The sequence below is a fragment of the Amycolatopsis acidiphila genome (assembly GCF_021391495.1).
Classification (GTDB): Bacteria; Actinomycetota; Actinomycetes; order Mycobacteriales; family Pseudonocardiaceae; genus Amycolatopsis_E; species Amycolatopsis_E acidiphila.
This window is the reverse complement of the sequence record NZ_CP090063.1, coordinates 7507272-7519540: the sequence shown is the minus strand read 5'-3', so window position 1 is coordinate 7519540 and position 12269 is coordinate 7507272. Positions and strand designations below refer to the sequence as shown.

Below are 12269 nucleotides of genomic sequence, written 5' to 3'. Positions count from 1 at the left end.
GGTAGACCTTGATCACTCAGCGTTGAAGGGGGCCGCATGCGGGACTGGGACATCGTGTCGGGAGTCGGGATCACGGCGCTCGCCGTCGCGGCTGCTCGCGCGGTCGAGAGCAGCCGGGCCGAGCCGCTGGTCGAAGATCCGTACGCGGCGGCCTTCGTCCGGGCCGCGCAGGCGCCGATGCCACTGCCCACGCGCGCCGGCGAGCTGCCGCGCGAGGACGCCCTGTGGGAGCGGATGTCGCTGTTCCTGGGGCTGCGGTCGAGGTTCTTCGACGAGTACCTCGCGGAAGCGTCGACGGCAGGCGTGCGCCAGGTGGTCATCCTGGCGGCCGGGCTGGACAGCCGTGCCTTCCGGCTGGACTGGCCGGACGAGACGACGCTGTTCGAGGTGGACCAGCCGCGGGTGCTGGAGTTCAAGGACGAGGTGCTGGCCGAGCAGGGCGCACAGCCTCGGTGCGAGCGCCGGACGGTGGCCGTGGACCTACGCGACGACTGGGCGAACGCCTTGTTGGACAAGGGGTTCGACCCGGAGCAGCCCACCGCGTGGCTCGTCGAGGGCCTGCTGCCGTATCTGGCGCGGGACGCCGCGACGCGGTTGCTGGACACGGTCCATTCGCTGTCGGCGCTGGAGAGCACGGTGGCGATCGAGTACGTCCACGATCCGAAGGCGGCGCTGGAGGACCCGGCGGTGGAGAACATGCTGAAGGAGTTCGGCTTCGACTTCGCGGCCCTGCTGCCCGACGACCCGCACGGGGACCCGGCCGAACAGCTGGCCGAGCTGGGCTGGGCGGTCGGCGATGTCTCGGGCGCGGACCTGGCCGAACGCTACGGCAGGCAGCTGACGGACAACGTGACGTCGATGTTCGGGGCGAACGGCCGGTACCTGACCGGGCGGCTTGGGTAGCTTGGGTGCATGAAACTCGTACGCGTGCTCGCGGTCGCCGGGCTCGGACTGCTGCTGGCGGGCTGTGACCAGGTCGATTCGACGGCGAGTCAGGCGAGCGCGTGCGCCGAGGCACTGGGCCTGACCAACCTCAACCCGAACCTCGACCCGGCGCAGCTCGCGGCCCAGGCGCAGCAGAAGGCGGACCGGCTCCGTCAGCTGGCGAACCAGGTGTCGGACCAGGATCTCAAGCAGAACCTGTTCACCATCGCCGATTCCTACATCGCGCTGGAGCAACGCAAGGTCGAGGGCTTGAGTGATGTGAACGACTGGGCGCAGCGCAACGCGGCGAACCTGAGCGCCCTGCGTGCTGCCTGCCTCTAGCCGGGTTCCCCAGAAGGCGTCTGCTGTCGTCCACAATGGACTCGGCACCCGGAGGGATCAGGCGTTCACCGGTTTCGGCAGGCGCACCCTCAGCCGCAGGCCGAGCCCGACCGCGGCGACCACCAGGCCACCGAGCCCGGCGGCCACGAACCCCAGTCCCGGCGAGGAGTGGTCGATCGCGAAACCGACCGCCGGGCTGCCGGTGGCCATCCCCAGCCGGGTCGCCGAGTCCAGCAGGCCCATCGCCTCGCCGCGGACCCGCGCCGGCGCCAGCGCGCTGACCTCCTCGGCCGTGGCCGCGAGCGTGGGCGCGCACGCCACGTTCATCGGCACGAGCGCGATCGCCAGCAACCACCACGACTGCCCGAACAGGCCCACCGGGATCACCAGCAGGGTCAGCAGCAGCATCAGCGTCGGCTGCGAAAGCGACCGCCGGACCGCGCCGTGGATGATCCCGCCGGCCGCCGAGGCCACGCACATCACCGCGATCACCACGCCCGTCCAGCCGACTTCGCCGGTCACCCGCAGCGCGGCGAGCGTCGCGAGTTCGGTGCCGGCCAGGCAGAACAGGGCGCCGCCGCCGACGAACAGGGTCGCGACCAGGCGCCGGCCGAGCCAGTCGCGCAGTGGCGGCCTGCTGCCCGTCACCACCTCGTCCAGCCGCCGGATCGGCGGGTTGAACCAGCACAGCGCGACGGTCGTGAGCGCGAAGCAGACGCCGATGCCGGTGAGCGCGACCGACGCGGACACCTGGGTGGCGACCGCGATCCCGGCGGCCGGGCCGATCATGAACGACGATTCGAGCGAGATCGTGTCCAGCGAGTACGCCGAGCGCCGCAGCGCGACCGGGACGAGCGCGGTCAGCACCTGCCGGGAGATCGAGCTCGCCGGGACCGCCAGCATGCCCGCGGGCAGCGCGACCGCGACCAGCGCCACGTACGACAGATGCGGCGCGCTGACCCAGTACGCCGTGGACGCGGTGCCGCAGGTGGCGACGACCGGGCGCAGGCCGTGGCGATCGATCAGCCTGCCGACCAGGGGCGCGCCGAGCGCACTGCCGAGCGTCGCCGCGGTGCCGACGAGACCGGCCGCGCCGTAGCCGCGGCCGAGGTCGGTGACGACGTGCAGGGTCAGCGTGAGGCCCATCGCCGTCATCGGCAGCCGGGTGAGGAACATCAGCAGCATCGTCGCCGGGACGCGGGGAAGGGCCAGCACGCGGCGGTACGACTGCACGTGCCTCATAGTGGCACGACCGTGCAACTTCTTTTCGAGGCCGGCTCCTCGGCCTGGTCCGGCTCCTGACAGGACCGGCTCAAGGCCGCCGGCCTGTACAAGCCGCACGCGGAGGACGACGACTTCGGCCAGGCCGGCACGCTCGTGCGCAAGGTGCTGAGCGACGAGCAGCGTGAGCGGCTCGCGCAGAACATCATCGGGCACGTGGGCAACAACGTGTCCCAGCCGTGATCGAGCGCGTCTGCGACCAACGTGTGCGGTGTGAACCCCGAAGGGGTCGGTCGCCTCATGATCACTCCGGAGTGATCAGCGGGTTCCAGCGCCGAATACAGCGCTTCGGGTGAGTTTGAGGTGCATGCGGGTGAGGCGAGCACGCAGCGCGATCCCCGTTCCCGGCTTTCATGATCAACGGGCGAAGCCCGCGAGTGCCCGATCGGAGTGCGGTCCCGGAATCGAATCCGGCACGTAAGGGTGACTAAACATCCCTGACGAGTGGTCGACTGGTGAGTGATCGACACGGCAGGTACCCATTAACCCCGTTAGGTCCACAGAGGCCAGGAGGTAGTCAATGAAAGGCAAGTTCGCCCGGATCCTCGCGATCGCGGTGGCGGGAAGCGTGCTCGCGGTGAGTGGGGCCGGGGTCGCGTCAGCCGACGGCAAGGGCACTTCGAGCACCGAGGCGGCGGGCCAGCAGGTCCTGCAGCTGCGGGACCAACTGACCAAGTCCGCCTACGCCGCCGACGTGCCGGGCACCCAGCGTTCGCTCGACCAGCTCAGCCCGGTCCTCGGCGACCTCGCCGCGGGCCAGAAGTACTCCATCCAGGCCGACGCCCAGCAGCAGGCCGCGGACGCGAACGGCCTGTCCACGGAGGGCAGCCGCATCCTGGCCGACCCGGCGCAGGCGCAGACGGCCCGTCAGCTGCCGCCGGTGCCGTCGCTGCCCGACCTGCCGGCGCCGCTGGACATGGTGGGCAACCTCGTGAAGAACCTGCTCGTCACGGTGACCAGCCTGCTGCTGTCACTGCTGCCGGGCGGCGTGCCCGCGCTCCCGGTGCCCGCGCTGCCGGTGCCCGCGGCACCGGTCCCGGGTGTCTAGACCGCACGAATAGGGGGCCCGGGGCCCGGCGTGGCAAACACGCCGGGCCCCGGCTGTCAGTTGATCCCGGCGAGGCCGAGCCGCAAGGCGCCCGCGGCTTCCGCGGCCGCTTCCCGGAAACGGGTACCGACGCCGAGGAAATTGACGTAGCCGTGAATCAGGTCCGACTGGCGGCTCGCCGCGACCGGCACCCCGGCCTCCCGCAGTTTCTCGCCGTACGCCTCGCCTTCGTCGCGCAGCGGATCGAACCCGGCGGTCGCGATGTACGCGGGCGGCAGGCCGGAGAAATCCTTCGCCAGCAACGGGGAAAGGCGCGGATCGGTGCGGTCGACGCCCGTCGGCGCGTAGTGGTCGATGAACCACGTCATGTCGGTGTCGGTCAGGAAGAAGCCGCTGCCGAACAACTCCCGCGAACGGCGGCGCACCGAGGCGTCCACGCCGGGGTAGAGCAGCAGCTGGAACGCCGGGGCCGGACCACCTCGCCGGGTGGTGACCTGAGCGGCGACGGCGGCGAGGTTGCCGCCCGCGCTGTCCCCGCCGACGGCGATGCGCTCGGGGTCGGCGCCGAGGTCCTTCGCCTTCGCGTAGGCGTAGTCGAACGCGGCCACGGCGTCGTCCGCCGCCGCGGGGAACGGGTGCTCGGGCGCGAGGCGGTACTCGATCGAGAGCACCCGGACACCGGCGTACCGCGCGAGGAAGCGGGCCGTGTTGTCGTGGCTCGCGCGGGTGCCGATCACCCAGCCGCCGCCGTGGTAGAAGACCAGCAGCCCGGAGTCCTCCGGCAGGCCGTCCGGCGTGTACAGCGTCGCGGGGATGCCGTCGTTGTCGTCGGGGATGGTCAGCTCACGGGTCGAGACCGGCTCGATGGGCTTGCCGCTGACCAGATGCTGGGACTCGGCGAGCATCGCGCGCGCCAGCTCCGGGGTGTCCTGGGACATCGACGACTTCCCCACCTGCTGCAGCCGCAGCAACAGCTGCGCGTCGAGCGCGAGCTCCTGCCCGTCGAGCCGGATGGGCTTGCCTGCGATCAGCCGCCGGATCGGCCGGGGAAGCGCGTAGATCAGCCGGGCCGCGGCTGCTTCGACGCGGGGCAGGAGGGGGTTCGCCATGGTTTGTCAGGTTACCGACGAGTAGGTGATCTGGCCAGCTGTGACCCGGACCTCCGTCCCAAATCCTGGTCCTCCAGCCAAGTGGAGGGGTTAGCCTCGAAGCGTGACTTCCTCCTCGGTGATCAACATCGTCGGCGTGGGCGGTTCCCTGCGCGCCGGCTCCCAGTCCGAACGCGCGCTGCGCATCGCGCTCGCGGGCGCGCAAGAGGCGGGCGCGCAGACCCAGGCGATCACCGGGGCGGACCTGGTGCTGCCGTTCTACGACGCGGGTATCCCCGAGCGCACCCCGGAGGCCGAACGCCTGATCGACGCCGTCCGCCGGGCGGACGGGCTGATCATCGTGTCGCCGGGTTACCACGGCGCCCTCTCGGGTCTGATCAAGAACGCCCTCGACTACCTCGAGGACCTGCGCCCGGACACCCGCCCGTACCTCGACGGCCGCGGGATCGGCCTGGTCGCGGTCGCCTACGGCTGGCAGGCCGCGGTCACCACGCTCGACCAGCTGCGCACGATCACGCACGCCCTGCGTGGCTGGCCCACCCCGCTCGGCGGCGCGGTCAACTCCGCCGAGGTCAAGTTCGACGAGGCTGGTGGAGCTTCCGACGAGAAGACTGTCAACACGCTTCGCCTGATCGGGCAGCATGTGACGGAGTTCGCGCGCACCCGTCGCGGCTGAACGGTTGCCGCGACCTCGGGCTGGGTATTCCTCCCCGTGAGAAGGAACGAGCCCGGGAAACGCTCGGCCCGTGCGGGATGTCGTTCCTGGTGGGAGGCTGAAGCTCCCCAGGAACTGGAGGTACGGACGACCATGGTGGACGCGTTGTACACGGCGGTCGCGACCGCCCGAGGTGATGGCCGCAACGGCGAGGTCACCTCGTCCGACGGCGTGATCGACGAGCAGCTCGCGGTGCCGAAGGAGATGGGGGGTCCCGGTGGCGAGCGCACCAACCCCGAGCAGCTGTTCGCGGCCGGCTATTCGGCCTGCTTCCACAGCGCGTTGCAGGCGGCCGCCCGCCAGGCGAAGGTCAAGCTGCCCGACTCCACCGTGACCGCGGAGGTCACGATCGGCAAGGACGGCGACGTCTTCGGGCTGGCGGTCAAGCTGGAGGCCACCCTGCCCGGCCTGGAACAGGGGCAGGCCAACGAGCTGGTCGCGCAGGCACACCAGCTGTGCCCGTACTCGCGCGCGACCCGAGGCAACATCGAGGTCGAGGTAACCGCCAAGACCTCCTGAGGTGAGAGGAAGGAATCCCGTCATGGCCAACTCTCCGATCAAGAGCCCGCTGCCGGAGAGCGACAAGGAAGTCACCGGCAACATCCTGCAGGCCACGCTGGTCGACCTGGTCGACCTGTCGCTGATCGCCAAGCAGGCCCACTGGAACGTGGTGGGCTCGAACTTCCGCAGCGCGCACCTGCAGCTCGACGAGCTGGTGACGACCGCGAGGAACTACGTCGACGAGGTCGCCGAGCGCGCGAACGCGATCGGTGTCTCGCCCAACGGCAAGGCGAAGACGGTCGTCGAGAGCTCCGGGCTGCCGGAGTACCCCGACAACTGGCAGAGCGTCGAGTCGACCATCGCCGCGATCGTCGACATCCTCGCCGAGGAGATCGCGCGGCTGCGCAAGCGGATCGACGAGACCGACAAGAGTGACCTGGTCACCCAGGACCTGCTGATCGAGATCACCCGCGCGCTGGAAGAGGCGCACTGGATGTGGCAGGCCCAGCAGGCCTGAGCCCGTCGCCGGGGGGATCCCGGCGGACGAACAGCCCCACCGGGTCGTTTCCGGACGACACCGGCGGGGCTATTTCGTGTGCGGGCGGCTATCCGGCGGCACACGGGCTACCTTCCGAGAATGGTCCTGCATTCCGGGAAGACGAACCGCCCCAACCGCCGCGGCGGTAGCAATCCGCTGCTGGACGGGATGAATCCGGCATTGGCGGCGACGATCACCCTGCCGCACCACCGGCTCGACGACGAGGCACTCCCCGCCGACACCGCCCTGCAGCTCGTCCGCGACGAACTGCTCCTGGACGGCAACGCGCGGCTCAACCTCGCCACGTTCGTCACGACGTGGATGGAGCCGCAGGCACGCGAGCTGATGGCCGAGTGCGTCGACAAGAACATGATCGACAAGGACGAGTACCCGCAGACCGCCGAGCTGGAGCGGCGCTGCGTGAACATCCTCGCCGACCTGTGGCACGCGCCGGACCCGGCCGCCATCATCGGCTGCTCGACGACCGGCTCGTCGGAGGCCTGCATGCTCGCCGGGATGGCGTTCAAGCGGCGCTGGTCGAAGCTCGGCCGCGGTGGACGGCCGAACCTGGTGATGGGCGTGAACGTCCAGGTGTGCTGGGAGAAGTTCTGCGAGTACTGGGAGGTCGAGCCGCGGTTCGTGCCGATGGAGGGCGACCGGTTCCACCTGAGCGCGGAGGAGGCGGTGGCTCACTGCGACGAGAACACCATCGGCGTCGTCGCGATCCTCGGGTCCACGTTCGACGGCAGCTACGAGCCGGTCGCGCAGATCGCGGCCGCGCTCGACGAGCTGCAGGAACGCACGGGCTGGGACATCCCGGTCCACGTGGACGGCGCGTCGGGCGCGATGATCGCGCCGTTCCTGGACCCGGAGCTCGAGTGGGACTTCCGGCTGCCGCGCGTCGCGTCGATCAACACCTCGGGCCACAAGTACGGACTGGTCTACCCGGGCGTCGGCTGGGTGCTGTGGCGCGACCACGACGCGCTCCCGCAGGAGCTGGTGTTCAACGTCAACTACCTCGGCGGCGAGATGCCGACCTTCGCGCTCAACTTCTCGCGGCCCGGCGCCGAGGTCGCCGCCCAGTACTACACGTTCGTCCGGCTCGGTCGCGCGGGCTTCCGCGCGGTGCAGCAGGCTTCGCGCGACGTGGCGACGACGCTGGCCGAGCGGATCGAGGAGCTCGGCCCGTTCCGGCTGCTGACCCGGGGCGACGAGCTGCCGGTCTTCGCGTTCACCACGAAGCCGGAGGTGACGTCGTTCGACGTGTTCGACGTGTCGCGCCGGCTGCGGGAGCGGGGCTGGCTCGTGCCGGCCTACACGTTCCCCGCGAACCGGACGGACCTGGCGGTGCTGCGCGTGGTGTGCCGCAACGGTTTCACCCACGACCTGGCGGCCCTGCTGGTCGACGACCTCACCCGTGCGCTGCCCGAACTGGAGCGCCAGGACAGGCCCGCGCACGACGCGGCGACCAGCACGGCGTTCCACCACTGAGCTTCAGCGCACCTTCAGCTCCGCTGTGCACGCTGGAGGCATGCTGAAGAGAACCAAGATCCTGGCCGGTGTCGGCGCGGCAGTGGTGGTGCTCGGTGGCGCGGGCGGCGGTATCGCGCTCGCGGACAGCAGCACGCCCGCACCGCCGTCGTCGCCGGCACCGGCGGCCGCGTCGGCCGCCAAGCACGGGAAGGCTCTGCTCGGCCGCGTCGGGCACGGCGAAGTCACGCTGAACGGCAAGAAACACCAGGTGGTCGACCTGCAGCGCGGTCAGGTCCAGTCGGTGAGCCCGACCGCCGTCACGGTCAGGAGCAACGACGGGTTCACCGCCACCTACACCGTCGGGGGCACCACGAAGGTCCGGAAGGCCAAGCAGGCGTCGGCGATCGGCCAGGTCGCGGTGAACGACCGGGTGTTCGTCGTGGCGACGAAGGCAGGCGCCACGGCCACCGCGACCCGCATCACCGACGCGGGAGCGCCGAAGTAAGAGGCAGCACCAGCCGGAACCGGGCGCCCGGCGAGCCGGGCAGGTAGCTCAGGTCCCCGCCGTGGGCACGGGCGAAACCGCGGGCGATCGGCAGGCCGAGCCCGGAGCCGCCGGCGCGCCGGTCCCGGGCGTCGTCCAGCCGCACCAGCCGGTCGAAGATCCGCTCCTGGTCGGCGGGCGACACCCCGGGACCGGTGTCGGCGACGACGATCTCCACGGCGTCGCCGCTCCGCGCCACGGTCACCGAGACCCGGCCGCCCGGCGGTGTCGCCTGGCAGGCGTTGTCGACGAGGTTCGCGACGATCTGCGCGACCCGGTCCGGATCCACCTCAGCGACGACCTCGTCGCCGGTCAGCTCGACGGTGCGATCCGGATGCTGCAGCCGCGCCCGGTCGACCTGCGTCGCGGCCATGGCACGCACGTCGGCCGGCTGCCGCTGCAGCTCGATCCCGGCGTCGATGCGGGCCAGGTCGAGCAGGTCGTCGACGAGCTTGCCCGCCCGCCGTGCCTCCCGCCCGAGCAGCAGTTGCAGGCGTTCCCGTTCCTCGGGTGGCGCGTCGGGACGTTGCTGCAGCATCGCGTCCGCGACGGCCTGAAGTCCGGCGACGGGCGTCCGCAGCTCGTGGGCGGCGTCGGCGACGAACCGTTTCGTCCGTTGCTCGGAGCCTTCGAGCGCGTCGAGCATCTCGTCGAAGGCCTGGGCCGTCCGTCCGAGTTCGGTGTCGGGTTGCGACGGCGACAACCGCCGCCCGCGGCCGCCGCGTGCGATCGAACGCGTCAGCCTGGTCATGGCGTCCAGGGGAGACAGGGCGAACCGGACGCCGAACACGAGCGCCACGGCGGTTACGAGCAGCGCCACGACGCCCGCGAGCGCCGACAGTCGGAACAGCGTGGCCCGCGCCCCCGACAGCAGGCCCGCGTCCGCCTCCAGCGTCAACCGCGCGCCCTTGAGCGGCCCCGAGTCCAGCCGCACGCGCCGGACGCCCGGCTCGTTCGCGGCTCGCAGGTTCAGGCTGCCGAAGGTCTCCCCGTCCGGCAGCACGAGCTGTGCGCGCACCGACCGCGCGTCGACCCGCTGGATCAGCTCCGCGGCGCCGACCTTCTGCGCGGCGAGCTGCTGCGCGAGCTGCACACGGTCGGCCAGGATCGCGTTCACGGTCCGGTTCGTGGCGACCGAGAACAGCAGCTGCAGGGTGAGCAGGACGCCGGCCAGCACCACGGCGAGCACCGCCAGCGCGGTGAGGGTGACCCGGCGTCGCAGCGAGACCGTCCGCACCTATTCCTCCGCCCGCAGCACGTAGCCGAGCCCGCGCACGGTGTGCAGCAGCCGTGGGCCGTGCGCCTCGAGCTTGCGGCGCAGGGCGCTGACGTGCACCTCGACGATGTTCGGGTCGTAGTCCTCGTAACCCCAGACCGCAGCCAGGATCTGCGTCTTGCTGACCACCCGCCCGCGCTGCGCCGCGAGGTAGTCGAGCAGCTTGAGTTCGGTGGAGGTCAGCTCGACCTTCTCGGTTCCGCGTACGACGACGCCGGACTCGGGGTCGAGCACGAGGTCGCCGACCTGCACCGTCGACGGCGCGCGGCCGAGCCGCCGCAGCACGGCCTGCACCCGGGCGACCAGCTCGGCGAGCACGAACGGCTTCACCACGTAGTCGTCCGCGCCACCGGAGAGGCCGCGCAACCGGTCGGACACGGCATCGCGTGCGGTCAGCATCACCACACCCGCCGTCGAGGACCGGCGCAGCACCGGGAGCAGGGTGAACCCGTCGCGGCCCGGCAGCATCACGTCGAGCACGACGAGATCCGGCCGGAACCGCGCGAGATCCTGCTCGAAGCTCCGGCCGTCCGCCCTGCCGAGAACCTTGTACCCGGCGTCGTGCAGCGCCGACTCCACCGAGGCCCGGATGGCCTCGGCGTCCTCGACGATCAGTACCCGCGGTGCGCCCACGCGTTCCATGATGGGCGTGTGCGGGTTGTCCACACCCGGAATCTTCAGCTGTTCTTCAGCCCGAGCACGCGCAGCGCGAAGTGCACCTCCGCCGCCGTCTGCTTGATCGTCTCGGCGATCACGAGCGAGCCGTGGCCGGCGTCGTACCGGTAGAACTCGTACGGAATCTCGCGCGCTGCCAGGCGATCGAGGTAGTTCTCGATCTGGCGGATCGGGCAGCGCGGATCGTTGTCGCCCGCCAGCACGAGCACCGGCGCCCGCACGGCCTCGACATAGGTGATGGGTGAACACTCGTTGTACACAGCCGGTATGGAATCGGGGGAACCGCCGAAGAGAGCGCGGTCGAAGGAGCGCAGCTGCTCCATCTCGTCCTCGTAGGCCGCGACGTAGTCGGCCACCGGCACACTCGCCACCGCCGCCGCCCAGCGCTGCGGCTGGGTGCCGATCGCGAGCAGGGTCAGATAGCCGCCCCAGGACGCGCCCGACACCACGCATTTGGCGGGGTCGGCGAGGCCACTCTCGACGGCCCAGTCGTACACCGCGGCGACGTCCTCGAGTTCCGTCAGGCCGGGCCGCCCCTCGATGGCGTCCCGCCACGCGGAGCCGTAGCCGGTCGAGCCTCGGTAGTTGACCTCGACGACGGCGAACCCGGCGTCCAGCCAGACCGCGCGATAGGCCGAGAACCGGTCCTCGTCGGCCGCGTGCGGGCCCCCGTGCAGCGTGAACACCGTCGGGACCGGCCCCTCCGGTGCGTCGACCGGCCGCGCGACCAGCGCGTGCACCCGGCCGCCCGGCCCCTCGACGAAGGCGTCCACCACGGGCGCCGAACCGGGGGCGGGGTCGCCGGGCGGGGTCAGCAGGACGGAGTCGGTGCCGTCGGCCGCTCGTGCGCGGATCACCGGCGGTCGCGCGGCGCTCGACCAGGAGTACTCGACGGTGCCGTCCGGCCGGACGCTCGCACCGCCGATCCGGCCCTTCGGGGTGTCCAAAGAGGACAACTCGGCGGTCGAGAGGTCGTAGCGGTACAAGGAGCTGCGACCCTCGTGGAAATGCACGACCAGGAGCGCGTCGGCCTTCGGGTACCAGCCGGCGGCCACCTCGCCGGGCAGGTCGAGCGACAGCTCCGTCTCGGTGTCCCGCTCGACGTCCCAGAGCAGCAGCTCCTCACGGCCCCGGCGCTCGTGCAGGACGAGCAGCCGCGCGTCACCGGCCACCGGGGAGAACTCCAGCGGGGTCAGGCCCTTGCCCTCGCCGTCCCACTTCTCCGCCACCGTCGCGAACCCGTCGGCGGCGAGCACCCGGACCGCGGGGTGGCGCGAGTCGCCGTGCTCGGAGTGTGAGATGGCGATCAGTCGCTCGTCGCGCGACAGCGCGGCGACGCCCGCGTCGTCCTTGCTCGCGTAGAAGCGCTCCGTCTTGCCCTCGGCGTGCAGGAACAGCTCGCTGCCGTCGTCGGTGGAGACGCCCACCGCGGTCACCCGGTGCCCGATCTCGAGGCCCGCGGGATAGCCGTCGTGCACATCCGGCAGCGCTTGTTCGGCTTCGCCGCCGTTGAACGGCTCGCGCACCCAGGAGCCGAACTCGTCGCCGTCGGTGTCGTTGAACCACCAGATGGACGTGCCGTCCGGCGAGGTGGTGGCGCTGAGGGTGCCGTTGGGACGGTCGGTGACCTGGCGGTGCTCGCCGGTCGCGCGGTCCCACGCGTAGACCTCCCAGACGCCGCTGGCGTTGGAGACGTAGAGGTTCTTGTCCGGTGCGTCGACGGCCCAGTCCGGCACCGACACGCGGGGTGCGCGGAACCGGGCGCGCCAGCGGGCCTCGGCCTCGTCGTCGTCGAAGAGGCGGTCGGGGATGACGGCGGGCGGGTGCTGAGTGGTCACCCCTC

13 protein-coding genes and 1 pseudogene are annotated in these 12269 nt (G+C 71.2%); 9 read left to right on the top strand and 5 right to left on the bottom strand.

What is annotated here, in order from left to right; genetic code table 11:
• Positions 1-36: 36 nt before the first annotated feature.
• Complete coding sequence (locus tag LWP59_RS36765; RefSeq protein ID WP_144645180.1) at positions 37-903, top strand: SAM-dependent methyltransferase; 867 nt, start codon at positions 37-39, stop codon at positions 901-903.
• A gap of 9 nt (positions 904-912) precedes the next feature.
• Positions 913-1266: a hypothetical protein gene (locus LWP59_RS36760; protein WP_144645182.1), complete on the top strand. Its 354-nt coding sequence runs from the start codon at positions 913-915 to the stop codon at positions 1264-1266.
• Between the two features lie 57 nt (positions 1267-1323).
• Here the strand turns inward: LWP59_RS36760 and LWP59_RS36755 are convergent, their stop codons facing one another.
• The gene (locus LWP59_RS36755) at positions 1324-2508 is read right to left on the bottom strand and encodes an MFS transporter (RefSeq protein WP_229857886.1); all 1185 of its coding nucleotides are present in this window, start codon (positions 2506-2508) and stop codon (positions 1324-1326) included.
• A gap of 87 nt (positions 2509-2595) precedes the next feature.
• On the opposite strand from LWP59_RS36755, the pseudogene LWP59_RS41320 reads away from it, so the two are divergent.
• Positions 2596-2727, top strand: a pseudogene (locus LWP59_RS41320) (catalase-related domain-containing protein); the annotation flags it as partial.
• Between the two features lie 340 nt (positions 2728-3067).
• Entirely contained in the window at positions 3068-3595 is a 528-nt protein-coding gene (locus tag LWP59_RS36745) for a hypothetical protein (protein WP_144645184.1), read from the top strand.
• Between the two features lie 56 nt (positions 3596-3651).
• On the opposite strand, the gene LWP59_RS36740 is transcribed toward LWP59_RS36745, so the two are convergent.
• Positions 3652-4704: an alpha/beta hydrolase gene (locus LWP59_RS36740; RefSeq protein WP_144645186.1), complete on the bottom strand. Its 1053-nt coding sequence runs from the start codon at positions 4702-4704 to the stop codon at positions 3652-3654.
• A 127-nt stretch (positions 4705-4831) separates the two neighbouring features.
• Between LWP59_RS36740 and LWP59_RS36735 the strand changes: the two genes are divergently transcribed.
• The 5 genes from LWP59_RS36735 to LWP59_RS36715 all read left to right on the top strand — a co-directional run bounded on the left by LWP59_RS36735 (position 4832) and on the right by LWP59_RS36715 (position 8436).
• Complete coding sequence (locus tag LWP59_RS36735; RefSeq protein WP_144645208.1) at positions 4832-5380, top strand: NADPH-dependent FMN reductase; 549 nt, start codon at positions 4832-4834, stop codon at positions 5378-5380.
• 132 nt (positions 5381-5512) lie between these two features.
• Positions 5513-5938 carry an organic hydroperoxide resistance protein gene (locus LWP59_RS36730; protein WP_144645188.1) on the top strand — a complete coding sequence of 142 codons (426 nt, stop codon included), beginning with the start codon at positions 5513-5515 and terminating at the stop codon, positions 5936-5938.
• A 22-nt stretch (positions 5939-5960) separates the two neighbouring features.
• On the top strand, positions 5961-6437 hold the full coding sequence (gene dps / locus LWP59_RS36725) for a DNA starvation/stationary phase protection protein Dps (protein ID WP_144645190.1): 477 nt from the start codon (positions 5961-5963) through the stop codon (positions 6435-6437).
• 120 nt (positions 6438-6557) lie between these two features.
• Positions 6558-7949: a glutamate decarboxylase gene (locus LWP59_RS36720; protein ID WP_144645192.1), complete on the top strand. Its 1392-nt coding sequence runs from the start codon at positions 6558-6560 to the stop codon at positions 7947-7949.
• A 40-nt stretch (positions 7950-7989) separates the two neighbouring features.
• Positions 7990-8436 carry a hypothetical protein gene (locus LWP59_RS36715; RefSeq protein WP_144645194.1) on the top strand — a complete coding sequence of 149 codons (447 nt, stop codon included), beginning with the start codon at positions 7990-7992 and terminating at the stop codon, positions 8434-8436.
• On the opposite strand, the gene LWP59_RS36710 is transcribed toward LWP59_RS36715, so the two are convergent.
• The 3 genes from LWP59_RS36710 to LWP59_RS36700 all read right to left on the bottom strand — a co-directional run bounded on the left by LWP59_RS36710 (position 8411) and on the right by LWP59_RS36700 (position 12264).
• Complete coding sequence (locus LWP59_RS36710; protein ID WP_144645196.1) at positions 8411-9712, bottom strand: sensor histidine kinase; 1302 nt, start codon at positions 9710-9712, stop codon at positions 8411-8413. The genes LWP59_RS36715 and LWP59_RS36710 overlap by 26 nt on opposite strands.
• Entirely contained in the window at positions 9713-10330 is a 618-nt protein-coding gene (locus LWP59_RS36705; RefSeq protein ID WP_373299704.1) for a response regulator transcription factor, read from the bottom strand. It lies immediately after the preceding gene.
• A gap of 98 nt (positions 10331-10428) precedes the next feature.
• Entirely contained in the window at positions 10429-12264 is a 1836-nt protein-coding gene (locus LWP59_RS36700; protein ID WP_191334841.1) for a prolyl oligopeptidase family serine peptidase, read from the bottom strand.
• Positions 12265-12269: the final 5 nt, after the last annotated feature.